This window comes from Aeromonas sp. SER, assembly GCF_038739615.1.
Lineage (GTDB): Bacteria > Pseudomonadota > Gammaproteobacteria > Enterobacterales > Aeromonadaceae > Aeromonas > Aeromonas jandaei.
In genome coordinates this window covers 29,682-52,566 of the sequence record NZ_JBCGFC010000006.1, presented here as the reverse complement: position 1 = coordinate 52,566, position 22,885 = coordinate 29,682, and the positions used below count along the sequence as shown (strand labels likewise).

Sequence of the window (22,885 nt, the reverse complement as noted above, 5' to 3'; positions counted from 1 at the left end):
AATCTCTGGACATCAAGGCACGAAGAGTACAAAATTGCGTGTGAACAACAAGTTATACCCTGGGGGGAGACCTCCAATATGAATCCCTACACACCTATTGCTTCTTACGTGGGTGTGTAACTGCCCTGCTAAATAGCCGTTATCGTTGGCGCGATGCGGCTATTTTTTTTTACCCCGTCAAACAGGGCTCAATCACATTTGTGTCGTTCTGACTTACCTGTGCTGTATCACTTTCCCCCTTCTTTACCTTCCTGTGCACTTGGCTTTTTAATGATATTGCCATACCATACACATACGAGACTATCACAGAACAAAATGGAGATCAACACAATACATTTTGTGTATCCATGTGGAGGTTGAAATGACATCAAATGTGAGTTCCTTTCGTTCCCTTGTGGAAGACCGCTCTTTGTCACAGGCTGAGCGACTTGCATTTATTGATTATAAAATCATGTACTTAGGTGAGGTTTCACGTCAGGATATCATCGAGGAATTCAGCATTGGTCAGGCTGCGGCTTCAAATGACATGCGACTTTACAGAGAGTTGAGGCCTGCAAACTCTCGCTTAGATCACGCAACGAAGCGAACGATCATAACTCCTGAAACATATGTACCATTGGTTAATATTGATGCTCATACGGCTCTTGATTTTATAAAGAATGGGTTTTGTAGGAGCAGGTTAGAGCCTGGGGTACCAAGTCTACCAGTTGAGACCATTGACCCCCGTTTGGCGCCTGGAGCCCTTAACGATGAGCAGGTTGCTGCTGTTACTAGAGCAATGAAAGGGCAGTATGGGGTCGAATGTGAGTACGAATCTCATAATAGTGCTAACACGGATAAACGGGTGTTATTTCCTATTGCGTTGTTTGTGGATAGACAGAGTTGGTATGTGCGAGCTTTTGACCAAGGTGCAGCTAGGTTTAAAAACTTCAAACTCTCAAGAATAAAAAGCACACCGTGTGCGTTAGGCTCTGACCTTCAGTTTCCAAAGGTCGGCGGGTATCTGGAAAAAGATACTCAATGGCATACATTGGTTCCACTTGAGTTGATTGTGGCGGATCCTGAAAACGTTCAGCAGCTTACAAGAGAGTTTGGATTGGAGCATGGGCGTAAGATAGTTATCTGTAGGGCCGCGCTAATATATTTCGCTAGGGTTAATTGGCGTATTGATGTAGAGAATGGTGATAAAAATATATTTTATTTCAAACTTTCGAATTTAACTGCATTAAAACAGATGGGTTTGGGGGATGAATTGATGAAATCTATTAAGTTTGGCTCATGACTTAATACTCTTGTAAACAGGAAGGTATATTAAATCTGGTAATAAATAGGTATACATAATAATAAGTGAGCTTAGTTTCAGTTGAAGTGAGCAACCAGATTGGATGCCTTGGGCTGATTTGAAGCGGTACATGGACTGTTAATCCGCAGGTCGCTGGTTCGAGCCCAGCAGGAGGAGCCAAACCGAAAAGCCCTTGTCGCAAGACAAGGGCTTTTTTTCTTTGGTTCAATACCGCTTTTTTACCATAACAACAATCACACACGCACAGAATGACGGCAGGATAGATATGGAAAATCAAGTAGTTATAGACTCAAAGGGGCGACTGGCCACCATCCGCGAGTGGCTTGAGCCCGTGCTGGTGCTGCTGATCCTGGGCAGCCTGTTTGGCTACCTCGGCAGCCAGATGGGCCTCTCCGCCATGGTCAACACCCTGTTCAATACCGCCCACCAGCTGCTGCTCAATACCGTGCTCTTCATCATGGGGATCACCGTACTTTCCGGCGCTCTCAGCCAGCTGTTGAGCGAATTCGGGGTGATCCGGCTGCTGGAGGTGCTGCTGGCACCCCTGATGAAGCCGGTGTTCCGCTTGCCGGGGCGCACCGCGCTGGCGGCGCTGATGACCTTCTTCTCCGATAACCCGGCGGTGATCAGCCTTGCTAAGGACAGCCGCTTTCGCAAGGGCTTCACCCCCTGGCAACTGGTGTCTCTGACCAACTTCGGTACCGCCTTCGGTATGGGCCTGATCGTGGTGACCTTTATGGCCACCCTGCAGCTACCGGGCGGGGAGTCCACCGCCAGCGCGGCGCTGATCGGTCTGCTCGGCGCTCTGGTTGGCTCGGTGGTATCTACCCGACTGATGCAGCGGATGATCCGCCCGCTGGTGGGTGAGGTGCTGGACGATGAGCCGACTGATGCCAAGGGGCACAAGGTCGGGGTCAGCAAGGAGGCTGCGCCGGGCTGGCTGCGGATCCTCAACTCATTGCTCGATGGCGGCAAATCCGGTGTGGAGCTGGGGATGGCGGTGATCCCGGGCGTGCTCATCATCAGTACCTTCGTCATGCTGCTCACCTTCGGTCCGGGGGAGAAGGGCTATACCGGCGAAGCATTTCAGGGGGTTGCCCTGCTGCCGGTGCTGGCTGCCAAGGTAAGCTGGCTGTTTGACCTGCTGTTTGGCTTCCAGCAGCCGGAGCTGGTCGCTTTCCCGGCTACCTCGCTCGGTGCGGTCGGTGCCGCCATGTCGCTGGTGCCTCCATTTATTGCCAAGGGGTGGATCACCGGCAACGAGGTGGCAGTGTTTACCGCCATGGGGATGTGCTGGAGCGGCTTTTTGAGCACCCACACCGCCATGCTCGATGCCCTCGGCTATCGTCATCTCACCTCCCGTGCCATTGTCGCCCACACGGTCGGTGGTCTGTGCGCCGGGGTGGCAGCGCACCAGCTTTATATGCTGCTGGGCTGAGCAGAGTGAAAAAAGAGAGGGGCGCTGCGGTGCCCCTCTCTGTATCCTGCTGACGAAAATCGCCTATTCGTTATGGCCGATCAGGCTCTGCGTGATCACCGCTTCCGGCATCATCTCCCGCAGCCCGGCAATCAGTTTTTTCCCCGCCTCATGCAGCGCAGCCAGCGGCATCTCGGGCAGGCTCTCCAGAATGAACCACATCTGGCCCGAATCGATACTCAATCTGGTGCGTACACCCTGCCGCCAGTTCCAGCGCCGACAGGTGACCCCCTTGTCATCCCGCCAGACCACCTCGCCGGGCTCCACCGCTTCGTGGGTCGGCTCGCCTCCCTTCATGGTATCGAACAGCTCGCTGCCATCGGCCACCACCAGTCGCGGCAGCCCCTCATAGGCGAGCAGGTTTTCGCCCCCCACCGGAATGGCGTAGCGGATGCTGATGGCGTTGTAGAGATCGACCACGGGATCGATGGCCGGCAGGTTGCCATCGCGGGCGACCCGTTTTCTCAGGGCCTCGGCGGAACAGGGAGTCCGCTGTGGCTTGGCGCCGAACTTTCTGAACAGATCGCCCCAGGCTGCGAGATGCGCCTCTGCCCACGGTACATCGGCGGTCAGCATGGCGGTGCAGGCCTCATCAAGGGCGCGTGCGCCCACGTTCGGGTCGACCACGGCGGCGGCCTGCACCGTGATGCTCAAAGCGCGAAAGCCGGGAGCCAACTGGCTGACTTCGGGGGAGATATGGGGGGTGATCAGGGACATAGCGACTCCATAAACGAAAAAGGCAGGGAGAAGGCGGCTGCCGGCCAGCATAGCGGTGACGGCAAATCCGGTTTGAGAGCCATCTTGCGCGAACATGTCAGATAAGAAAATTTACATGATCTTAATAGCTATAAGTTTCATGAATGAAAAATGATGTGATCGAGGGGATGGCGGGCATGTACCGGCATATAGCGAAGAGGAGCCCTGCCGCCTCCGGTTTGCTGCGGCAATGCCTCTTTGCCGCTTCGATCTGCAGCGGCAGCCGCTGGCCGCCCGGCCCTCTTGTGATGACCCCAGTTGCAATGCCAGAACACAAGGCGGCGATTCAAATCACTCGGTGACTCAATGAGTTGGTTTCGCCCTGCGCTGTTCACTAAATTCTGGCCCCGCTTATGCACTCATCTAGGCAACACCATCAAGGGTCGTTGTCGCGGAGAGATATCATGATCAGCTGCCTGCTTCCCCTTGCCTCGATCGCCCTCAAGCTGGGCAGCCAGCTGCTTGGCAGCAGTAGCAAACCCCAGCCCGTGCAGCCTGCCGTACAGGAGGAGCACCTTGCCCCGACCGTCCAGAGCCTGTTCCAGCGGCTCGGTATCAGGGATGCCGACAGCGAACAGAACCGCTCGGCCATCAACCACTTTATGGGGGGGCTGATGCAGACCCTGGGGCAGGAGAATAGTGGCCAATCCCTCCCGGCTGCCATCGACAGTGCCCGCAACCAGCTGGCGAGCGGTACCCAGAGTACACGCCTCGATGCCCTGCAAAGTGAACTCGATACCCTCAAGGGCACCCTTGGTGCCAGCGATCTCAATCTCGATCGGTTGCTCGGCGCCTTTAAACAGACCCTGCCCAATGGCAAGGGAGATGGGGTTGGCAAGCTGCTAAATGCCAGCGCGTGAGTTAAAAACAGCTATTAAAAATGCGATAATTCCAGCGGGAGTTTTAGTTATCAAACCAAATGTAGTAATGCTGAGCAGGTGCGCTGATATGACTGTTAACCGAAGCTGTGTAGAGATAAGGAAATATAAAGTCGGTGATGAAACTCGATTATTTAGCGTTTTCTTGTCGGCAGTGCACGATATAGCCTCATGCGACTATACCGCTGAACAGATTCAAGCGTGGGCTCCTGATGATATATCTCCAGAACTGTGGGCTGACCACATAAGAGCTTTGAAGCCTTTTGTAGCCGAAATTGATGGTGACATTGCCGGGTATGCAGATATTCAGCCAAATGGTTATATTGATCATTTCTTTGTGGCTGGACATTACGCTAGACAGGGGGTGGGAACCAAGTTGATGACGCGTATCCATGAAAGCGCCAAGGAGCAAGGTATTTTCGAATTAACGGCTGATGTAAGCAAAACCGCTGAGCCTTTTTTTTCATATCATGGTTTTCAGGTGGAAGAGCGGAGATATCCTGTTCGTCGTGGTGTGACATTGCAAAATGCATTGATGCGGAAAAAATTATTACCAACAGGCTAGTTTGGTGAAACTGAAAAGCATCAGCGAAATCTGTTGTTCAATCTAATTTCTCCATTACTTATCCTGAATTGAATTCGTTATTTACCATAAAAATGGCAACCATTGGTTGCCATTTTTGTTCAATGTCAGGTAACGATCATCGTGGCTTAACCCACCCGTTTGGCCAGCCACTGCTCTGCGGCGGTAAGGGCCGCTTCTATCTGCTCGCGGGCGACACCGCCTTTGGCAACCCGCTTGGCCAGGGTCGCTTCCAGTTCCAGATTGGGGTAGACGTCGAACTCGATCACCGGGCTGAAGCGCTGGAACTCGCCGATGGAGAGCTCCTCCAGCGGGCGGCCCACGCTGATGGCAAAGACCACGGTTTCGCCGACGATATGGTGCGCTTCACGGAACGGGATCCCCTTGGCCACCAGATAGTCCGCCAGCTCGGTGGCGTTGGCGTAGCCGCCTTGCGCCGCCGCCATGGTGCGCTCGCCATTCACTTTCAGGTCGATCAGCACCAGCGCCGTCATATCGAGGCAGTCGTGCCAGGTATCGAGGGCATCGAATAGCCCCTCCTTGTCTTCCTGCATGTCCTTGTTGTAGGCCAGCGGCAGCGCCTTGAGGCTCATCAGCATGCCCATCTGGGCGCCGACTACACGACCAGTCTTGCCGCGAATAAGCTCCAGCGCATCGGGGTTTTTCTTCTGCGGCATCAGCGACGAGCCGGAAGTGACCGCATCGGAGAGCTCGACAAAGCCCGCCTCGCCGGTGTTGTAGAAGATAAGGTCTTCGGCAAAGCGCGACAGGTGGGTCATGGAGAGGGACGCTACGTGCATCAGCTCCACCACGTGATCCCGATCGGAGACCGAATCCAGACTGTTGCGGGTGGCACCGGTAAAGCCCATGTCGAGCGCCAAGGCTTCGCGGTCGATGGCATAGGCAGTGCCCGCCAGCGCGCCGCAGCCGAGTGGGCTGGTGTCGAGGCGCTTGAGGGCATCCTGCAGCCGGGAGTAATCCCGCTCCAGCATCTCCACATAGGCCAGCGCCCAGTGGGCATAGGTGACCGGCTGGGCCCGCTGCAGGTGGGTGTAACCCGGCAGCACGGCAGCCTGATTGGCACGGGCGGAGGCGACGAGCCCTTGCTGCAGAGCTGTGATGGAGCCGAGCAGCAGCTCGCCCTGTGCCTTGCACCAGAGTTTCAGGTCGGTGGCGACCTGATCGTTGCGCGAGCGGCCGGTGTGCAGCTTCTTGCCAAGATCGCCGACGGCGGCGATGAGCTGGCTCTCGACCCAGGAGTGGATATCTTCGGCGTCCGAGCTCAGGATCTGCTGAGGATCCTGCTGCACCGAGGCGAGCAGCACCTCCATCGCCTGTTGCAGTTTGCCCTGCTCATCGGCGGTCAAGACGCCCACTTTCACCAGCGCTTTGGCCCAGGCCATGGAGCCCTGAATATCCTGCTCCGCCAAGCGGTAATCGAACCGCAACGAATCGTTGAACTGCTTGAACCGGCTATCGGCTCCCTGACTGAAGCGTCCACCCCAAAGTGCCATACTGCTCTCCTTGAATGCGTTGTCGGCGGCGCCCTGGCCACCGAGCTTGAAATCGTGCCCTGTTTTTCTGCGAGCCTGTTATCTCACAGAAGCGGCCGGGGCGCTGCCGCTCTTGTCACACCTGCCGATGATGGCTAAGGGGCCATCATCGGCCTATAGAAGAGGGGGCCATGCCCCCTCAATGGAATCAACGGGTTATCGCGCTTGCTTAACCGTGGGTGTGGTCGCCACCGATAGCCTGATGTTGCTCCTTCATGGCGCGGATCCGGCTGGCCAGGGTGTAGAGACGGATAAAGCCTTCGGCATGGCTCTGGTCATACACTTCATCGGCCCCGAAAGTGGCGAAGTCTTCGGAGTAGAGGCTGTTCGGCGACTTCTTCTGCACCGCGGTGACCTGACCCTTGTACATCTTCAGCACCACTTCACCGTCCAGATCTTCGGCGATGGCGTTGGCAGAGGCGAGGATCGCCTTGCACAGCGGGGTGAACCAGCGACCGTCATAGACCAGATGGGAGAACTCGGCACCCAGCTTCTCCCGCCAGGCGCGGGTCGGGCGATCCAGTACCAGCTCTTCCACGGCGCGCAGCGCGGCGACCATCACGGTACCGCCCGGGGTTTCGTAGCAGCCGCGGGACTTCATGCCCACCATCCGGTTTTCGGTGATGTCGATGCGGCCCACGCCGTGCTTGCCGGCACGCTCGTTCAGGGTCATCAGGATCTGGTGCGGGCTGAGCGGCTGGTCGTCAACGGCCACCACTTCACCCTGCGCCACGGTCAGCTTGACGTACTCCGGCTGGTCCGGTGCCTGCTCGGCCGGTACGGTCCACTGCCAGACCGCTTCGGAGGGCTCGTTCCAGGTGCTCTCCAGCTCGCCACCCTCGGTGGAGATGTGCCAGGCGTTGGCATCGCGGCTGTAGATCTTCTTCAGGGTCGCCTTGCAGGGGATGTTGCGGGTCTCCAGATAGGAGAGCAGATCTTCCCGGGAGCGCATGTCCCAGATCCGCCACGGGGCGATCACTTTCAGCTGGGGCGCCAGCGCGGCAACCGCACCTTCGAAACGCACCTGATCGTTACCCTTGCCGGTGCAACCGTGGGAGATGGCATCGGCCCCTTCCGCCAGTGCGGCCTCGACCATCGCCTTGGCGATCACCGGACGGGCCATGGAGGTGCCCAGCAGATAGGTGCCTTCATAGACGGCGCCGGTCTTCAGGGTCGGATAGACGTACTCTTTGACGAACTCTTCGCGCAGATCCTTGATGATGCACTTGGTAGCGCCGGAGGCGATGGCTTTTTGCTCGATCCCTTCCAGATCGTCGCGCTCCTGACCGACGTCGGCCACGAAGGCGATGATTTCGGCATCATAGTGCTCTTTGAGCCAGGGAATGATGGCCGAGGTATCCAGTCCACCCGAGTAAGCCAGTACGATCTTGTTGATTCCGCTCATTTTACTTCTCTCCATGATGATTCGATAAAGGGTCGTGATTCAGGTTGATTGCCGCGTTACTTGTTGCCGAGAAGGGTCAGCAACACGGCGTTCTGGATATGCATCCGGTTTTCGGCCTCGTCCATGATGAGGGAGGCGGGGCCATCCATCACCTGCGAGGTGATCTCCAGCTCGCGGTGGGCCGGCTGGCAGTGCAGCACATGTGCAATGCCGGTGCGGTCGAGCAGAGCCTGGTTGATCTGGTAAGGCATAAAGAGGTCTTTGACCTGCTCCATCGGGGTGTTGTCACCCATGGAGACCCAGGTGTCGGTGTAGGCCACGTCGAACCCTTCGATATCCGCCACGTCATCGCTGATGTGGATGGTCGCTCCCGACTTGGCCGCCAGTGCCTGCGCCTGCAGGAAGATCTGGGTATCCGGGCCGTGGCCTTTCGGGCAGATCAGGGTGACGTCGGTGCCCAGGGTCGCCCCCAGCAGCAGCAGAGAGTGGCTGACGTTGTTGCCATCACCGAGGTAGGCAAGCTTCACCTTCGACAGGTCGTCGTAGTGCTCGGCAATGGTCATAAAGTCGGCCAGCCCCTGACAGGGGTGGTAGAGGTTGCACAGGCTGTTCACCACCGGCACTGTGCCGTGCGCTGCCAGCTCGACCAGGGTCTGGTGATCGAACACCCGGGCGACGATGGCATCACACCAGCGCGACAGGTTGGCGGCGAAATCCTTCACCGACTCCCGCTTGCCCAGCGCGCCGTTCTGCTGATCCAGATAGACGCTGTGGCCGCCCAGCTTGGCGATGCCGATGTCGAAGGTGACCCGGGTGCGCAGGGAGGGTTTCTCGAACAGGGTGACCACGCTCTTGCCGGCCAGCGCCTGGCTGTACTTCTTCGGGTCGGCCTTCACTGCTTTGCCCAGCGCAATCAGCGCCTCGATCTGGGCTTTGTTCAGATCACTGTCTTTCAGAAGATGTTGCATCGGATGTTCCTTGTTCCGGTGGAGATCAAATGGCCACTTGAGTGCCGACGGCGCCGCCAGCCAGCAGCTTGAGCAGCTGGTCCGGGTAACGCCAGCTGGCGACACAGACCGGCTTGCCGAGGGTCTGGGCGGCGTGCAGGGCGGCTTCTACCTTGACCGCCATGCCATCGCGGATCACCCCTTTCTCCATCAGATCCAGTGCGGTCAGCTTGTCGAGCTGGGGCACCAGCTTGCCCTTGCCATCGAGGATGCCGCTCACATCGGAGAGCATCACCAGATCGGCACCGAGCGCCTCGGCAATGGCGGTGGCCGCCTGATCCGCGTTGACGTTCATCAGTTGCCCGTCGGCGGTGATGCCGATGGAGCTCACCACCGGCAGGAAGCCCTGACCGAGGATCCCCGCCACCAGTGCCGGATTGCCCGGCTTGCACTCGCCGACCGCGCCGAGATCCGGGTCGAGCTGGGTCACCTGACAGAGGCCGCCATCCGCCAGACAGAGCCCCACCGCCGGAATGCCGGTGGCGATCGCCTTGGCCATCATCTGCTTGTTGGCCGTCCCCGCCAGCGCCCCGGCAATGAAGGGGATCTGCTCGAACGGGGTCACCCGCAGGCCATTCTTCTTGGTGGAGGTGAGACCCAGCCCCTTGAGCAGGTCATCCACCAGACAGCCACCGCCGTGCACCAGCACCAGCGGACGGTGCTGATCGTCGAGAAAGGTTTTGAGGGTGGCGAACAGGGCGGTCAGCGCCTCGTCGTTCTCGATAAGGGCGCCGCCCAGCTTGATTACCAACGTCTGTTTGTCCATGTTCGAGATCCTTCCTAAGTCCTTAAATCAGGCCGGTGGCCGGTTCAAATCCAAATTTGATATTTATGCACTGCATGGCTTGCGAGGCGGCACCCTTGAGCAGGTTGTCGATGGCAGAGACCACCACCAGCATGTTGCCCTGCTGTTGCCAGGCGATATCGCAGTAAGGGGTGTTTGCCACACCGCGAATAGAGGGCATCTGGCCGGTGAGGCGCACCAGCGGCTTGCCTTCGTAAGCCTTGAGGAAGGCCTGATCCACTTGCGTGGGGGTGACGCCGTCCGCCAGCTGCACATAGATGGTGGCCAGAATGCCGCGCACATAGTTGCCAAGGTGGGGCTGGAACAGCACCTCCTTGCCGAGGTGATGGCTGATCTCCGGCTGGTGTCTGTGATTGAAGGTGCCGTAAGGGTTGAGGCTCACTTCGCAGAAGCTGGTGTTGATGGCCGCCTTGCGCCCGGCCCCGGATACCCCGGAGACGGCGTTGATGATGGGCTGCCACCCTTTGGCAATCAGGCCATCCTGCTGCAGCGGCTTGAGGGCGCACAGCGATGCGGTCGGGTAGCAACCCGGCACCGCAATCAGCTGGGCGCTGGCGATGGCATCGGTATTCCACTCGGCCAGGCCGTAGGCGGCCTGATCCAGCCACTGTTCGCTCTGGTGGGTGAAGCCGTAGAAGCTGTCGTAAAAGCCCTGATCCTTGACCCGGAAGGCGCCGGAGAGATCGAACACCGGCAGCCCCTTGGCGAGAAACTTGGGGGCGAGCTCGGCGCTCACCTCGTGGGCGGTGGCCAGCAGCACCAGATCGGCCTGGGTCAGGATCCGGGTCATGCCATCCTCGTCCAGCGGCAGCAGCGGCTGATCGAGGGCGCCGACCCACTGGGGATGCAGGGAAGAGAAGCGCTTGTGGGCATCCTGACTGCCGGCGGAGACATAGAGGCCGAACAGTTTGAGTTGTGGATGGTTCTGTACCAGTGCGGCCAGTTCGGCTCCCGCGTAGCCACTGGCACCGACGATAACGGTGTTGAGCATGTTTGAATATTCCAAATCAGAGTTCGAGATTTACAGCGTGGTGCTGCGGTGCACAAGGGGGTTCGATCGCCCCTGTGCACAAGTGCGGAGGGGCAATTCAGGCGGGTGTGTGTCGTCGGTTATAGATCAGGTGACAGAACATTAACTTTCCCTTACAACTAGAAGCCTTTGTTGGCGAGCTGCTTATCCTGGCAAAAAGACAGAATATTCATGCATTCGCATTGCATTTGTATTTTCTAACAGAAACGTTTTGGGGAAGCAAGGAGGAGCTGATGGCCAATCTGGATTTTTTTTCACTCTACAAGAATATTATTGCGATCCCCTCTATCAGCAGCACGGATCCCAAGTGGGATCAGAGCAACGAGGCGGTAATCCGGCTGCTGGCCGACTGGTTCGGTCAGCTCGGTTTTCAGTGCGAGGTAACGGCGCTCCCCGAACTGCCGGGCAAGTTCAATCTGGTGGCGACGATCGGTCAGGGGGAGGGCGGTCTGCTGCTGGCGGGTCACACAGATACGGTGCCGTTCGATGAGGGGGGCTGGAGCAAGGATCCTTTCAAGGTAACCGAAGAGGGCAACCGCCTCTATGGCCTCGGCACCATCGATATGAAGGGCTTCTTCGCTTTCATAGTGGAAGCGCTCAAAGAGATCGACCTCACCAAGCTGACCAAGCCCCTGCGCATTCTCGCCACTGCCGACGAAGAGACCACCATGGCGGGGGCCCGCGCCATCGCTGCGGCAGCCGAACTGAAACCCGACTACGCGGTGATTGGCGAGCCGACCGGGCTGGTGCCTGTAGTGGCCCACAAGGGGCATATGTCGGAGGCGATCCGCATCACCGGCAAGAGCGGTCACAGCTCGGATCCCGCCAACGGCGTCAACGCCATGGAGATCATGCACAAGGCGATGGGGCAGGTGCTGCGCTTGCAGCAGGATCTGAAAGATCGCTATGCCGACCACCGTTTTGCCGTGCCGCAGCCGACCCTGAACCTGGGTTACATTCAGGGGGGCGACAGCCCGAACCGCATCTGCGGCTGCTGCGAGCTGCACATCGACCTGCGACCGACCCCGCAGGTGGGACCGGACGAGCTGATGGGGATGCTCAAAGAGGCGCTCTCTCCCATCGAAATTCACCAGCCGGGCTGCCTGCATCTGCAGCACCTGCACGAACCCATTCCCGCCTACGCCTGCGCCGATGACTCTGTGCTGGTACGCGAAGCGGAGAAGGCGAGCGGCCGCGCGGCCGAGTCGGTCAACTACTGCACCGAGGCCCCTTTTATCCAGCAGCTTGGCTGCGAGACCATAGTGATGGGGCCCGGTCATATCACCCAGGCACACCAGCCTGACGAGTATCTGGATCTCTCCTTCGTCAAGCCCACCACTGCGGTATTGCAGCATCTGGTTCGTCGCTTCTGCCTCTGAAAAGGGCAGCAAAGGGGGTCAAAGCTGTAAGTAAGTTACATAACAAGCCGGTGCGGGAGTAGTGAGGGAAATACATCTTCTGAATCGGCCTGTTATTTGACCTTGCGCAGACAATCTGGGTAGATTGTCACCCTAAGATGACGGAGCATATGTTGTAATCGCACAACAATAAGTGAGGTCGTCTCGCACCCCGGATGGGTGTCAGGCACCAACAAGATAAGGATGTGGAATGAACGAAAAGTACGCCGCACTACGCGCCAACGTAGGCATGCTGGGTCAGCTGCTGGGCAAGTCCATCAAGGACCATCAGGGTCAGGCCTTCCTCGACAAGATCGAAACCATTCGCCAACTGGCCAAATCTTCCCGCAAAGGCAATGAGGCAGACCGGGAACGTCTGCTTGATACCCTGCGCACCCTGAGCGACGACGAGCTGCTGCCGGTGGCCCGCGCCTTCAGCCAGTTCCTCAATCTGGCCAACGTGGCCGAACAGTTCCACACCATCTCCCGTCGCTGCGAAGAGCAGGTCTGCACTCCGGATCCGCTGGAGCAGATGTTCGACAAACTGAAAGCCTCCAACCTGTCGCAAGAGGCCATCATTCAGGCCGTGCGCGAGCTGGATATCGATCTGGTGCTGACCGCTCACCCGACCGAGGTGACCCGTCGCACCCTGATCCACAAGCATGTGCAGCTCAACGACTGCCTCGAGGCGCTGGAGCTCTCCGACCTGCTGCCCCGCGAGCGGGACAAGATCCTCAATCGCATCGAGCAGCTCATCAATCAGGCGTGGCACACCAACGAGATCCGCGAACAGCGCCCGACTCCGGTGGACGAGGCCAAGTGGGGCTTCGCCGTGGTAGAGAACAGCCTGTGGCCAGCCATCCCCGAATTCATGCGCAATCTGGACGAGCGTCTGCAACACCATCTGGGTGTGCGGCTGCCGCTGGATGCAGCGCCGGTCAAGTTCACCTCCTGGATGGGCGGTGACCGTGACGGTAACCCCTTCGTCACCGCCAAGGTGACTGCCGAGGTGCTGGAGCTGGGCCGCTGGATGGCGGTGAGCCTGTTCTACAAGGACATCCGCGAGCTCACCTCTGAGCTCTCCATGTCCGACTGCACCGACGCCGTGCGCGAGCGGGTTGGCGATCACCCCGAGCCCTACCGCGCGCTGGTGCGCGAGCTGCGCGAACAGCTGCGCGAAACTCAGGAGTACCTGACCGCCAAGGTGCAGGGACAGGCGAGCGAGAGCCGGGATCTGGTCAAGACCACCGCCCAGCTGCGCGAACCGCTGGAGCTCTGCTACCACTCATTGCACGCCTGCGGCATGGGCAACATCGCCGATGGTATGCTGCTGGACGTGCTGCGCAAGATCGCCTGCTTCGGCATCCATCTGGTCAAGCTCGATATCCGTCAGGATGGTGAGCGCCACGGTCAGGTTTTCTCCGAGCTGACCCGCTATCTGGGGCTGGGGGATTACGCCGAGTGGAGCGAGGATGACAAGCAGGCCTTCCTGCTCAACGAACTCAACTCCCGTCGTCCGCTTATCCCCAACGACTGGGAGCCGAGCGACGAGACCCGCGAAACCATCGAGACCTGCCGGGTAATTGCCCGGCACGATCCCGATGCGTTCGGTATCTACATCATCTCCATGGCTGGTGCCCCGTCCGACGTACTGGCTGTGCAGCTGTTGCTGAAAGAGGCGGGCTGCAAGTTCCGCATGCCGGTCGCCCCGCTGTTCGAGACTCAGGAAGACCTGATGGCGGGCACCGCCGTGATGGAGCGCCTGCTGTCGGTGGACTGGTATCGCGGCTATATCCAGGGCCGTCAGTACGTGATGATCGGTTACTCCGACTCCGCCAAGGATGCGGGCATGATGGCCGCCGGCTGGGCCCAGTACGCTGCCATGGAGTCACTGGTAGCGCTGGCCGAGGCCAACAATCTGCGCCTCACCCTGTTCCATGGCCGCGGCGGTACCGTCGGTCGTGGCGGTGCGCCGGCCCAGCAGGCGATCCTGTCGCAACCGCCGGGATCCCTGCGCGGTGGCTTGCGCGTCACTGAACAGGGCGAGATGATCCGCTTCAAGTTCGGCCTGCCGAAAGTGGCGATCAAGAGTCTGGAGCTCTACACCAGCGCCGTGCTGGAAGGGAACCTGCTGCCGCCGCCCAAGCCGAAAGCGTGCTGGCGTGAAGTGGTGGAGCAGCTGGCGACCGTCTCCTGCGATCACTACCGCAGTATCGTGCGCGGCCATCCGGACTTCGTCCCCTACTTCCGCGCCGCCACCCCGGAGATGGAGCTTGGCAAACTGCCGCTCGGCTCCCGTCCCTCCAAGCGCAAGCCCAACGGCGGCGTCGAGAGTCTGCGCGCCATTCCGTGGATCTTCGCCTGGACCCAGAACCGCCTGATGCTGCCGGCCTGGCTCGGAGCCCACAAGGCGCTGCAGCAGGCGATCGACGACGGCAAGCTGGCCGTGCTGGAGGAGATGAGCGCCCAGTGGCCCTTCTTCCGCACCCGCCTCGAGATGCTGGAGATGGTGTTCCTCAAGGCGGACGTCTGGCTCGCCGAGTACTACGACACCCGTCTGGTGCCGCAGGAGCTGTGGGGCCTTGGCAAACAGCTGCGTCAGGAGCTTGCCGAATCCATCGAAGTGGTGCTGAAACTGAGCCCGCGCGGGGATCTGCTGGAGGATCAGCCGTGGATCAAGGAGTCCATCAAGCTGCGCAACCCCTACACCGACCCGCTCAACGTGCTGCAGGCCGAGCTGCTCAACCGCTCCCGCAACCACCCGGAGACCCTGCACCCCGAGCTGGACAAGGCGCTGATGGTCACCATCGCCGGTATCGCGGCAGGCATGCGCAACACCGGTTGATCGCAGACCACTAAAATCACAGAAACAGAAAGGGCGCCCATCAGGCGCCCTTTCTGTTTCTGGTGTTCCCTTGGTCGGCTCGATTACTGGCTCTGCTGCAGTGCCTGTTTCAGGCAGAGAATGTCGAGATCGTCTTCGCTGGTTTTCAGGCGAGCGGTGAGCGCGGCTTGCCCTGCCGGGGTGGCCAGCTGGCGAGTGAGCTGCAGTCGTTCGGCCCTGAGATCGGCCAGATGCTGCTCAAGGTCGAATCCCTCGGGCCTTGCTTGAGAGTTGGGGAGTGTCTCTTCCGTGCAGAGTCTGATCAGGGTATCCATCTTGCTCTGGTACTCCTCCGCATCGGGCTGGTGAGCGCAGCCGGTGAGGAGCAGAGGGAGGACGAGCAGGGACATTCCCGTCGGTAGCCAGCGTAATCGGGTCATATAACCTCGTTGCCTATGGTGAGGGCGAATATCGGTGAAATCGGGGGGTGAGGATAGCATGGGGGGCTGTCGGAAAGGCACTGTCCGGCGGAGCTGCGCACCCCAAATTGCCCTTGCGACTTGCATCACCCTATCGTGAGGCGCAGACTGTTTGGCCTTGTTTTTATGTGATTCGATTCAAGGCAACCATCATGACTCCTGCCATCAACCTGCTGAAGAAGCTCAAGATCCCCCACAAGCTCTACCCCTACGAGTGCGAAGCCCACGACGATTTCGGCAAGCATGCCGCGACCCAGCTCGGGCTGCCGGAGGCGCAGGTATTCAAGACCCTGATCGCCCACCACGACAAACAGGCGGTGGTGGCCATCGTGCCCTCATCCGGCATGTGCAGCCTGAAGCAGCTGGCCAAGGCGACCGGCCTCAAGAAGGTGGAGATGATGAAGCCGGCGGAGGCGGAGAAGCTGACCGGTTACAAGGTGGGCGGCATCAGCCCGCTGGCCCAGAAGAAGCTGCTGCCCACCGTGCTCGACGAGTCGGCCATGCAATTTGACGAGATTCTGGTGAGCGGCGGCAAGCGCGGCCTCTCGGTCGGTGTGGCGCCGCAGGATATGATCACTCTTATGAAGTGGATTGCTGCTCCCATCGGCGAAGAGTAATCGGTGAAGAGTCAGCGACGAAGAGTGATGCCCCGCACGGCCTGACGCTGCCGCCACGGCACGCTAGCGGGCTGACTGGTATAGTGGAAGGAGACTGGCTGCCAAGGATATGGCCCCATGCGAGCATCTGTCAGATCCCTGCTGTGCGCTGTGCTGCTTCTCCCCGCCACGGGTAGTGCTACCCCTGCCTTTACCCTGCACTCCTGTTTTGAAAACAGCGACTCCTACCCCTGGCTGCTGCAGTCGGGGGAGGGGATCGTTCAGTATCACCTCAATCTGGTGGCAGAGCACCTTGGCATCGAAATTCTGATGACTCCACTCCCCTGGAAGCGCTGCCTCTCGCTGGTGAGCTGCGGCCAGATGGATGCTGCCTTCAAGATGAGCTACAGCGCGGAGCGGGCGAGCAAGATAGGCAGTTACCCGATGCGTGGTGACAAGCCGGATCCCGACAAGCGCTTGCTCATCGAAAGCTACAGCCTCTATCAGCTCAAGGGGGGCAAGAGCCAGTGGGATGGCACCACCCTCAGGGTCAAGGGGATAGTGGCGGCCCAGTCCGGTTTCTCCATCGTCGAGTTCCTGCAGGGGGCGGGAGTCGAGGTAGATGACTCCAGCCGGGATCCGCTCATCATATTGAAAAAGCTGGTGATGGATCGGGCCGCCGCCACCGCCTTGCAGACCGAAGTGGCCGACAGCCTGCTGGCGGCCCATCCCGACCTGCAAGGGCAGATCGAGCGGCTGGTGCCGGTGCTGGTGGAGAAGCCCTACTATCTGGTCTTCTCCCACGCCTTCCGCCAGAGCCATCCGCATGAGAGCCAGCAGGTGTGGGATGCCATCGAGGCGGTGCGCAACTCGCCCGCCTATCGGCACTATGTGACCACTTTCAGACAGACCCACCGGGCAGGGGACTAGGGATGATAGCGATAAGCCATGGAACGGCAGAGCGGTTTGCAGGACGGTCGCTGGCGCTGCTGGTGGCCAGCCTGCTGGTGCTGCTCCCGCTGGCGGTCGAGGCGGTAACCCGCTTTACCTATATCAGTCCCGAGAGCGAACGGGATCCGCGCACCACCTACGATCGGGAGCTGCTGCGTCTCGCCCTCGACAAGACGCGCGACCAGTTTGGCGACTATGTGATGGAGGCTGCGCCTCCCATGACCAAGGCCCGCGAGCGGGTCAGCATGCAGCTCGACAGCTTCCCCAACCTCTTTGCCATGGACAGTTACAGCAGCACTCGCGAGGGGCTGGGGCTGGCCTATGCCCGCTTCCCGGTGCATCTGGGGATCGTCAGCTACCGCATCTGTTTTGTCAGCCCGCAGCAGCAGGCGGCAGTCAGGCAGGTGACAGAGCTTGCGGGCCTGCGCCGCTTCACCTTCGGTCAGGGCAAGGGGTGGCTCGATGTGGATATCCTGCGCCACGCCGGGCTGGAGGTGATGGAGGTGGATGGCTACGAGAAGCTGTTCAAGATGGTTGCGCGCGGCCGTTTCGATCTCTTCTGCCGCGGGGTGAGCGAACTGCGCAGCGAACAGCTCACCCACGACGAGGTGGAGGGGCTCAAGGTCGACGATGCCCTGATGATCTACTACCCGCTGCCCCGGGTTTTCTATACCAACGCCAACAACCGCGAGGCGCTCAAACGGGTCGAGCAGGGGCTGCAAATCGCCTGGCAGGATGGCTCGCTGCAGGCGCTGTGGCGCAAGAGCTTCGGCCCGGCCATCGCCTTTGCCCACCCCCGGCAGCGGCGGCTGATCAAGCTGGAGAACCCCTTCCTCAAGGGGATCAGCTTCGATTACCGCCCCTATTTCTACAATCCGCTCACCGATCGCTTCGGCGATCAGTGAGGCTCTCGCCACTTGCGGCACAGCTCTAGCCAAGCCTCGGCAGTGTGCGACAGATAGCGCTCGCGCGGCCAGATCACCCCGAGTCGCCAGCTCAGCTCGAGCTCCAGTGGTCGCAACACCAGGCCGTCTGGTATGAGCCGATTGCAGACCGGCTCCGGCAGAAAGGCGATCCCCATGCCGCTGCGCACCATGGCGGTGAGAAAATCCCACTGACTGCTGCGCGCCGCCACCTGCGGCACAAAGCCAGCTTCCTGACACGCCTGCTCCAGCCGTTCGCTCAGGGTGAATGCCAGAGTCTGGGTATAGAGCAGGAAGGGCTCATCCTGTAGGGATTCCAGTCGCAGTGGTGCATCGCCGTGCCAGCGTGGCTGGTCCGGCAGTACTACCCGGATCGGGTATTGATCCAGATCTAGCGCGTTGAGGGCGCCTCCCTCCTTGGTCGGCAGCATGGTGATAGCGATATCCAGCTCCCCCTCCAGCACCGCCTGTTCGATCAGGCGGCCGCCATACTCCACCAGCGTCAGCTCCACCTTGGGGTAGCTGGTGCGGTAGGCGCGAATGAGATCAGCGTAGAGGTGACCCACCATGGGGGGAATGCCGAGGGTGAGGCGGCCATGCTGCAGGCTCTGCAGATCCGCCAGCTCCGCCTCCAGCTGCTGCATTTCGGCCAGAATGGTCTGGGCCCGCTGGAACAGCACCTGCCCGCTGTCGGTCAGGGTAAAGCGACGCCCCTCCCGGTTGAGCAGGGGCAGGCCCAGCTCCTCCTCGATATTGCGGATCATCTTGCTGATGGTGGGCTGGGTGACGAACAGCTTCTCCGAGGCGCGGGTGAAGCTCTGCTCCCGAACCAGTTCGACAAAGTAGCGCAGGGCGCGAATATCCATGGGCTCTCCCGGGATAACAATGGCTCTAATCATGCCAATATGGCATGAAATGACTCATTCTAATTCATTTCATGAAGGATCTGAGCCTCTCAACGGGGGTGAGGCGTGCTGCGGGCAGGGGATAAACAGGCTGGCCGATCGGATGGCTGGAAAAACGTGGGGCGGCCAGGGTGGCCGCCCGTATGTATTCAGTTGCCGCGCAGGGCGGCGGTGAGCGCCGAGAGGGAGAGGCGCTGGCGCCCGCTCTGGTCGAAGTTGGCATCGTCCAGCCAGCGGCCAAGGGTCGCCTGCAGGGCTGGCCACTCGCTGTCGATTACCGAGAACCAGGCGGTATCGCGCGAGCGCTCCTTGTCGACCCGGGCCTGCCGGAAGATCCCCTCGAAGGTGAAACCGAGCCGTAGCGCCGCCTGCCGGGAGGGGAGGTTGAGGGCGTTGCACTTCCACTCGTAACGGCGATAGCCGAGGGCGAAGGCGCGTCCCATCATCAGCGCCATGGCGGCGGTGGCGAGCCGGGTGCGGCGCATCGCCGGGGCGAAGTGGAGCCAGCCCACCTCGATGCTGCCAGCGAGAGGGTCGATGCGCAGAAAGCTGGCGAGTCCGAGGGCGCGCCCGCTGGCGGCATCGACGATAGCGTAGAACTGGGGATCCCGCCCTGCCGCCATGCGCGCCAGCCATCCCTGCCACTCGGTGCGGCTCGGGAAGGGGCCGTTGGTGAGGTAGGTCCAAAGGCTCCCGTCATCCTCGTCGAAGGCTTGCCAGAGGCTCGCTTCGTGGCGGGCCGGATCGAGCGGCTCGCAGCGACAGCCCCACCCCTCAAGCAGTTGCGCGTCGGGGAAGCGGGCGCCGTCCCAGCCGGCGACCAGCGGCCCGAGCGGTTGGCCAAACTCGTTGATCTCAGCAGCCACAGCGCACCTCCTCGTTGGCCAGCTGACCCGGCTCGTCGCCGAGCGCGACCGCAAAGCCATCCCGCTGCCACCAGTGGAGGCCACCGATCAGCTCCTTGACCCGAAAACCGAGGCGCGCCAGCTTGTAAGCTCCCTGAGTCGATCCGTTGCAGCCGATGCCGTCGCAGTAGCAGACGTAGATGGCATCGCGATCGAGCCCGGCCACCCGCTCGGGCACCATCTCCCGGTGCGGCAGGGAGATGGCTCCGGGAATGTGGCCAGCGGCGTAGTGCGCTGGCGAGCGGGTGTCGATGACGACGATGCCGGCCGTTGCCGCCATCAGGTCGGCGGCCAGATCGGTGGCATCGGTGCGGCAGGCAAGCTGGGCTTCGAAGAAGAGGGCTGCCTGCTCGGGCGAGAGCAGGCCGGTGGAACGAACGTGACTCATGATTAACTCCTTGTCTGATGGCAGAGCTCCACTCTAGCGGCATAATGGTTCACACGGATGTACCAATTCTGCTGGATGGAGTAGACCAATGAGCGCCTTGCCGACCCTGTTTGCCGAGAACGATGCCAGCCTGCCGGTGCAGGAGCGACTGGTGCGCACGGTGCGCGATGCCATCCTCGCCGGTCACCTGCCGCAGGGCAGCCGCCTGCCGCCGAGCCGGGTGCTGGCACGGGATCTCTCCTTGTCGCGTGGCACGGTCGAACAGGCTTATGGCCGGCTGGAGGCGGAGGGCTACCTGACCCGCCGGGTCGGCGTGGGCAGCTTCGTGGCGCTGGCGGTGGTGCCCGCACCGCGCAGCAGTCAGCGCGGTGGCGCTCCCCTGTCCAGGCGCGGGGCGGCGATCCTCGCCAGCGGCGCCTGTCAGGAGGAGGTGGGTACTCCGCACAGTTTTGCCAGCGGTCAGGGCGACACGCTCGCCTTTCCCCGCGAGCTGTGGGGGCGGCTGTTGCAGCAGCAGTGGCGTCGGCACGGGCCGCGTCTGATGCAGTATGGCGATCCCGCCGGTCTGCCCGCCCTGCGCCAGGCCATCGCCGCCTATCTGGTGCAGTCGCGCGGACTGGTCTGCCACCCGGAGCAGGTGCTGCTGCTCACCAGCTCCCAGCAGGGGATCCAGCTCGCCGCCCAGCTGCTGCTCGACCCCGGTGATACGGTCTGGCTGGAGGAGCCGGGTTACCTCGGCGCGCGCAATGCGATGCAGGCCGCCGGGGCGCACCTCCATCCGGTGCCGGTGGATGAGGAGGGGCTCAACCCGGCGGGCGATCATCCGGCGCCGCGCCTCATCTACACCACCCCTTCCCACCAGTATCCCCTCGGCATGGCGATGAGCCTGCCCCGGCGCATGGCGCTGCTGGCCCGCGCCGAGCGGGAGCAGGCCTGGATCCTGGAGGATGACTACGACGGCGAGTTTCAGTACGACCAGCGGCCGCTTCCCTCGTTGCAGGGGCTGGATCGCAGCGGTCGGGTCATCTATGTGGGTACCTTCAGCAAGGTGCTGTTCGGTTCGCTGCGCCTCGCCTATCTGGTGCTGCCACCGGCGCTGCTGGAGCCCTTTGCCCGTGCGCGCGCCGCGTTCGACGGCCACAGCAACCAGCTGTTGCAGGCGGTGACTGCCGAGTTTCTGCAGGGGGGCTACTTTGCCAGCCATCTACGCCAGATGCGGCTGCTCTACCGCAGCCGGCGGGATCTGCTGCTGGCTCAGCTGGCCGAACAGTGCCCGCAGTTGACCCCCATCCACACCGGTGCCGGATTGCAGTGCAGCGCGCTGTTGCCTCCCGGTGGCGAGGCGCGCTGGACAAACATGGCCAACCGGCAGGGGTTGGGATTGCGACCCTTGCGTCCCTTCTATCTGGGAGAGGCGGAGCGGGAGGGGTGGCTGCTCGGCTATGCCGGCCTCGATAACGGCACCCTGCGCCAGCTCTGCCGCGACCTTGGCCGCATACTGCGGGAGGGGTGATGCATTCCTTTCAGGCATGAAATTGATAATTTAAATTCATTTCTGGAAGGTTTTGCCTCTCTCTATACTGTGAACCAGTTCACAGAAAGACCCTTAATCATGAAATCCCTTGCCCTGCGCTGGTTACAGACTCCCTTCCAGATTGTGTTGCTGGCAGCCATCTGGCTGCTGGCCGATACCGCGGTTCGAACCCTCCATCTGCCGCTGCCCGCCAACCTCACCGGCATGCTGTTGCTGCTGGCCTGCATCCTGCTCGGAGTGGTCAAGGCCGAGTGGTTCAGTGCCGGTGCGCGCTGGCTGCTGGCGGAGATGCTGCTCTTCTTCGTCCCCGCCGTGGTGGCGGTGGTCAACTATCAGGAGCTGCTGCTGCAAGAGGGGTGGCGCATCATGGTGGTGCTGCTGGTGAGCACCACTCTGGTACTCGGCACCACGGCACTGGTGGTGGATCGGGTGTACCGCCTCGAACTGAAACTGGCCCGCCGGAGTCGCCGTCATGTCTGATACCCTGCTCGGGCTGATCTGTTTCGCCCTCACCCTGCTCTTCTACTACGCCAGCAAATGGCTCTACGGCAAAAAGCGGATCCTGCCGCTGATGCCGCTGCTGCTGGCGCCGACCCTGCTGGTGGCCGTGGTGCTGCTGTTCCACATCCCCTATCAGGACTACATGGCGGAATCCCACTGGCTGCTCTGGCTGCTGGGCCCGGCGACCGTCGCCTTCGCGGTGCCGGTCTACGAGAACCGCCAGCTCATTCGTCGCCACTGGCTGTCGCTGTCGGTGGGGGTGGTCGCCTCGGTCATCATGGCGGTGGGGAGTACCGTGCTGCTGGCCCGCTGGCTCGATCTCTCCGACATGTTGCAGCGCAGTTTGGCGATGCGCTCCATCACCACGCCGTTTGCGGTGGAGGCGACCCGCGCCATCGGCGGTCAGAGCGATCTCACGGCGCTGTTTGTGGTGCTGACCGGCGTCATCGGCATGGCGGTGGGGGAGAGCGTGCTCACCGTGCTGGCCATTCGCAGTCGTCTCGGCAAGGGGGCGGGGTTTGGCGCCTCGGCCCACGGCGCCGGCACCGCCAAGGCTTATCAGATGGGCAATGAAGAGGGGGTGGTCTCCAGCATGGTGATGATGATTGCCGGCATGGTGACCGTGCTGCTGGCGCCCCTGCTGGGCCGGATGTTCTGGTAGGCTGAGCTTCCCTTTACAAGGCTG

The 22,885-nt window shown here is 60.8% G+C and carries 22 protein-coding genes; 12 read left to right on the top strand and 10 right to left on the bottom strand.

Translation table 11 applies throughout. The features are described from left to right. The first annotated feature begins 361 nt into the window (after nucleotides 1-361). Nucleotides 362-1,282 carry a WYL domain-containing protein gene (locus AAHA41_RS10770; protein ID WP_263085297.1) on the top strand — a complete coding sequence of 307 codons (921 nt, stop codon included), beginning with the start codon at nucleotides 362-364 and terminating at the stop codon, nucleotides 1,280-1,282. A gap of 286 nt (nucleotides 1,283-1,568) precedes the next feature. After that, on the top strand, nucleotides 1,569-2,741 hold the full coding sequence (locus AAHA41_RS10765) for a nucleoside recognition domain-containing protein (RefSeq protein ID WP_033115906.1): 1,173 nt from the start codon (nucleotides 1,569-1,571) through the stop codon (nucleotides 2,739-2,741). A gap of 63 nt (nucleotides 2,742-2,804) precedes the next feature. Here the strand turns inward: AAHA41_RS10765 and AAHA41_RS10760 are convergent, their stop codons facing one another. Further along, nucleotides 2,805-3,497 (bottom strand): B3/4 domain-containing protein, encoded by a 693-nt coding sequence (locus AAHA41_RS10760; protein WP_323070513.1) that lies wholly within the window; start codon nucleotides 3,495-3,497, stop codon nucleotides 2,805-2,807. Nucleotides 3,498-3,940: 443 nt separating this feature from the next. Between AAHA41_RS10760 and AAHA41_RS10755 the strand changes: the two genes are divergently transcribed. Beyond that, nucleotides 3,941-4,396 carry a hypothetical protein gene (locus AAHA41_RS10755; RefSeq protein ID WP_323070512.1) on the top strand — a complete coding sequence of 152 codons (456 nt, stop codon included), beginning with the start codon at nucleotides 3,941-3,943 and terminating at the stop codon, nucleotides 4,394-4,396. Further along, entirely contained in the window at nucleotides 4,383-4,979 is a 597-nt protein-coding gene (locus AAHA41_RS10750) for a GNAT family N-acetyltransferase (RefSeq protein WP_323070511.1), read from the top strand. Before AAHA41_RS10755 ends, AAHA41_RS10750 begins: the two co-directional genes overlap by 14 nt. Nucleotides 4,980-5,125: 146 nt before the next feature. On the opposite strand, the gene argH is transcribed toward AAHA41_RS10750, so the two are convergent. The 5 genes from argH to argC all read right to left on the bottom strand — a co-directional run bounded on the left by argH (nucleotide 5,126) and on the right by argC (nucleotide 10,758). After that, the gene (argH, locus tag AAHA41_RS10745; RefSeq protein WP_323070510.1) at nucleotides 5,126-6,511 is read right to left on the bottom strand and encodes an argininosuccinate lyase; all 1,386 of its coding nucleotides are present in this window, start codon (nucleotides 6,509-6,511) and stop codon (nucleotides 5,126-5,128) included. A 208-nt stretch (nucleotides 6,512-6,719) separates the two neighbouring features. After that, nucleotides 6,720-7,955, bottom strand: coding sequence for an argininosuccinate synthase (locus AAHA41_RS10740; RefSeq protein ID WP_033115910.1), 1,236 nt, complete (start codon nucleotides 7,953-7,955; stop codon nucleotides 6,720-6,722). 56 nt (nucleotides 7,956-8,011) lie between these two features. Continuing rightward, on the bottom strand, nucleotides 8,012-8,923 hold the full coding sequence (locus AAHA41_RS10735) for an ornithine carbamoyltransferase (protein ID WP_162628465.1): 912 nt from the start codon (nucleotides 8,921-8,923) through the stop codon (nucleotides 8,012-8,014). A gap of 25 nt (nucleotides 8,924-8,948) precedes the next feature. Next, on the bottom strand, nucleotides 8,949-9,728 hold the full coding sequence (argB, locus tag AAHA41_RS10730; RefSeq protein ID WP_043851575.1) for an acetylglutamate kinase: 780 nt from the start codon (nucleotides 9,726-9,728) through the stop codon (nucleotides 8,949-8,951). 22 nt (nucleotides 9,729-9,750) lie between these two features. Continuing rightward, nucleotides 9,751-10,758 (bottom strand): N-acetyl-gamma-glutamyl-phosphate reductase, encoded by a 1,008-nt coding sequence (argC, locus tag AAHA41_RS10725; RefSeq protein ID WP_323070509.1) that lies wholly within the window; start codon nucleotides 10,756-10,758, stop codon nucleotides 9,751-9,753. A 272-nt stretch (nucleotides 10,759-11,030) separates the two neighbouring features. On the opposite strand from argC, the gene argE reads away from it, so the two are divergent. Both argE and ppc read left to right on the top strand, forming a co-directional pair. Next, nucleotides 11,031-12,176, top strand: a complete 1,146-nt coding sequence (gene argE, locus AAHA41_RS10720) for an acetylornithine deacetylase (RefSeq protein WP_071914869.1) — start codon at nucleotides 11,031-11,033, stop codon at nucleotides 12,174-12,176. Nucleotides 12,177-12,405: 229 nt separating this feature from the next. Continuing rightward, nucleotides 12,406-15,039 (top strand): phosphoenolpyruvate carboxylase, encoded by a 2,634-nt coding sequence (ppc, locus tag AAHA41_RS10715; protein WP_139394027.1) that lies wholly within the window; start codon nucleotides 12,406-12,408, stop codon nucleotides 15,037-15,039. 83 nt (nucleotides 15,040-15,122) lie between these two features. Here ppc and AAHA41_RS10710 read toward each other — a convergent pair whose 3' ends face one another. Then, a complete protein-coding gene (locus AAHA41_RS10710; protein WP_323070508.1) occupies nucleotides 15,123-15,458 on the bottom strand; it encodes a hypothetical protein in 336 nt (111 codons plus the stop codon). A 191-nt stretch (nucleotides 15,459-15,649) separates the two neighbouring features. Between AAHA41_RS10710 and ybaK the strand changes: the two genes are divergently transcribed. The 3 genes from ybaK to AAHA41_RS10695 all read left to right on the top strand — a co-directional run bounded on the left by ybaK (nucleotide 15,650) and on the right by AAHA41_RS10695 (nucleotide 17,949). After that, nucleotides 15,650-16,114 carry a Cys-tRNA(Pro) deacylase gene (gene ybaK, locus AAHA41_RS10705; RefSeq protein ID WP_108570824.1) on the top strand — a complete coding sequence of 155 codons (465 nt, stop codon included), beginning with the start codon at nucleotides 15,650-15,652 and terminating at the stop codon, nucleotides 16,112-16,114. A 117-nt stretch (nucleotides 16,115-16,231) separates the two neighbouring features. Then, nucleotides 16,232-17,023: a transporter substrate-binding domain-containing protein gene (locus AAHA41_RS10700; RefSeq protein WP_323070507.1), complete on the top strand. Its 792-nt coding sequence runs from the start codon at nucleotides 16,232-16,234 to the stop codon at nucleotides 17,021-17,023. A 2-nt stretch (nucleotides 17,024-17,025) separates the two neighbouring features. Beyond that, nucleotides 17,026-17,949 carry a hypothetical protein gene (locus tag AAHA41_RS10695; protein ID WP_323070506.1) on the top strand — a complete coding sequence of 308 codons (924 nt, stop codon included), beginning with the start codon at nucleotides 17,026-17,028 and terminating at the stop codon, nucleotides 17,947-17,949. Here AAHA41_RS10695 and AAHA41_RS10690 read toward each other — a convergent pair. The 3 genes from AAHA41_RS10690 to AAHA41_RS10680 form a co-directional block, all read right to left on the bottom strand. Continuing rightward, a complete protein-coding gene (locus tag AAHA41_RS10690; protein ID WP_043851567.1) occupies nucleotides 17,943-18,833 on the bottom strand; it encodes a LysR family transcriptional regulator in 891 nt (296 codons plus the stop codon). The two genes, AAHA41_RS10695 and AAHA41_RS10690, sit on opposite strands and share 7 nt — an antisense overlap. A gap of 188 nt (nucleotides 18,834-19,021) precedes the next feature. Beyond that, nucleotides 19,022-19,738, bottom strand: coding sequence for a GNAT family protein (locus tag AAHA41_RS10685; protein ID WP_323070505.1), 717 nt, complete (start codon nucleotides 19,736-19,738; stop codon nucleotides 19,022-19,024). Further along, the gene (locus AAHA41_RS10680) at nucleotides 19,728-20,165 is read right to left on the bottom strand and encodes a rhodanese-like domain-containing protein (RefSeq protein ID WP_323070504.1); all 438 of its coding nucleotides are present in this window, start codon (nucleotides 20,163-20,165) and stop codon (nucleotides 19,728-19,730) included. Before AAHA41_RS10680 ends, AAHA41_RS10685 begins: the two co-directional genes overlap by 11 nt. A gap of 88 nt (nucleotides 20,166-20,253) precedes the next feature. Between AAHA41_RS10680 and AAHA41_RS10675 the strand changes: the two genes are divergently transcribed. The 3 genes from AAHA41_RS10675 (at nucleotide 20,254) to AAHA41_RS10665 (ending at nucleotide 22,861) form a co-directional block, all read left to right on the top strand. Continuing rightward, on the top strand, nucleotides 20,254-21,678 hold the full coding sequence (locus tag AAHA41_RS10675) for a PLP-dependent aminotransferase family protein (RefSeq protein ID WP_323070503.1): 1,425 nt from the start codon (nucleotides 20,254-20,256) through the stop codon (nucleotides 21,676-21,678). Nucleotides 21,679-21,777: 99 nt separating this feature from the next. Continuing rightward, nucleotides 21,778-22,179: a CidA/LrgA family protein gene (locus AAHA41_RS10670; protein ID WP_041210812.1), complete on the top strand. Its 402-nt coding sequence runs from the start codon at nucleotides 21,778-21,780 to the stop codon at nucleotides 22,177-22,179. Next, on the top strand, nucleotides 22,172-22,861 hold the full coding sequence (locus tag AAHA41_RS10665) for an LrgB family protein (RefSeq protein WP_041210813.1): 690 nt from the start codon (nucleotides 22,172-22,174) through the stop codon (nucleotides 22,859-22,861). The genes AAHA41_RS10670 and AAHA41_RS10665 overlap by 8 nt, the downstream gene beginning before the upstream one ends. Nucleotides 22,862-22,885: the final 24 nt, after the last annotated feature.

What these genes read in the sequence shown, in the direction of transcription:
- AAHA41_RS10750 (WP_323070511.1), top strand. Translation starts at nt 4,383, where the DNA reads ATGCCAGCGCGTGAGTTAAAAACAGCTATTAAAAATGCGATAATTCCA.
- AAHA41_RS10735 (WP_162628465.1), bottom strand. Translation starts at nt 8,923, where the DNA reads ATGCAACATCTTCTGAAAGACAGTGATCTGAACAAAGCCCAGATCGAG.
- AAHA41_RS10670 (WP_041210812.1), top strand. Translation starts at nt 21,778, where the DNA reads ATGAAATCCCTTGCCCTGCGCTGGTTACAGACTCCCTTCCAGATTGTG.
- AAHA41_RS10755 (WP_323070512.1), top strand. Translation starts at nt 3,941, where the DNA reads ATGATCAGCTGCCTGCTTCCCCTTGCCTCGATCGCCCTCAAGCTGGGC.
- AAHA41_RS10700 (WP_323070507.1), top strand. Translation starts at nt 16,232, where the DNA reads ATGCGAGCATCTGTCAGATCCCTGCTGTGCGCTGTGCTGCTTCTCCCC.
- AAHA41_RS10680 (WP_323070504.1), bottom strand. Translation starts at nt 20,165, where the DNA reads ATGAGTCACGTTCGTTCCACCGGCCTGCTCTCGCCCGAGCAGGCAGCC.
- argH (WP_323070510.1), bottom strand. Translation starts at nt 6,511, where the DNA reads ATGGCACTTTGGGGTGGACGCTTCAGTCAGGGAGCCGATAGCCGGTTC.
- AAHA41_RS10740 (WP_033115910.1), bottom strand. Translation starts at nt 7,955, where the DNA reads ATGAGCGGAATCAACAAGATCGTACTGGCTTACTCGGGTGGACTGGAT.
- AAHA41_RS10765 (WP_033115906.1), top strand. Translation starts at nt 1,569, where the DNA reads ATGGAAAATCAAGTAGTTATAGACTCAAAGGGGCGACTGGCCACCATC.
- AAHA41_RS10675 (WP_323070503.1), top strand. Translation starts at nt 20,254, where the DNA reads ATGAGCGCCTTGCCGACCCTGTTTGCCGAGAACGATGCCAGCCTGCCG.
- AAHA41_RS10665 (WP_041210813.1), top strand. Translation starts at nt 22,172, where the DNA reads ATGTCTGATACCCTGCTCGGGCTGATCTGTTTCGCCCTCACCCTGCTC.
- AAHA41_RS10760 (WP_323070513.1), bottom strand. Translation starts at nt 3,497, where the DNA reads ATGTCCCTGATCACCCCCCATATCTCCCCCGAAGTCAGCCAGTTGGCT.
- AAHA41_RS10770 (WP_263085297.1), top strand. Translation starts at nt 362, where the DNA reads ATGACATCAAATGTGAGTTCCTTTCGTTCCCTTGTGGAAGACCGCTCT.
- argC (WP_323070509.1), bottom strand. Translation starts at nt 10,758, where the DNA reads ATGCTCAACACCGTTATCGTCGGTGCCAGTGGCTACGCGGGAGCCGAA.
- ybaK (WP_108570824.1), top strand. Translation starts at nt 15,650, where the DNA reads ATGACTCCTGCCATCAACCTGCTGAAGAAGCTCAAGATCCCCCACAAG.
- argB (WP_043851575.1), bottom strand. Translation starts at nt 9,728, where the DNA reads ATGGACAAACAGACGTTGGTAATCAAGCTGGGCGGCGCCCTTATCGAG.
- AAHA41_RS10695 (WP_323070506.1), top strand. Translation starts at nt 17,026, where the DNA reads ATGATAGCGATAAGCCATGGAACGGCAGAGCGGTTTGCAGGACGGTCG.
- ppc (WP_139394027.1), top strand. Translation starts at nt 12,406, where the DNA reads ATGAACGAAAAGTACGCCGCACTACGCGCCAACGTAGGCATGCTGGGT.
- argE (WP_071914869.1), top strand. Translation starts at nt 11,031, where the DNA reads ATGGCCAATCTGGATTTTTTTTCACTCTACAAGAATATTATTGCGATC.
- AAHA41_RS10690 (WP_043851567.1), bottom strand. Translation starts at nt 18,833, where the DNA reads ATGGATATTCGCGCCCTGCGCTACTTTGTCGAACTGGTTCGGGAGCAG.
- AAHA41_RS10710 (WP_323070508.1), bottom strand. Translation starts at nt 15,458, where the DNA reads ATGACCCGATTACGCTGGCTACCGACGGGAATGTCCCTGCTCGTCCTC.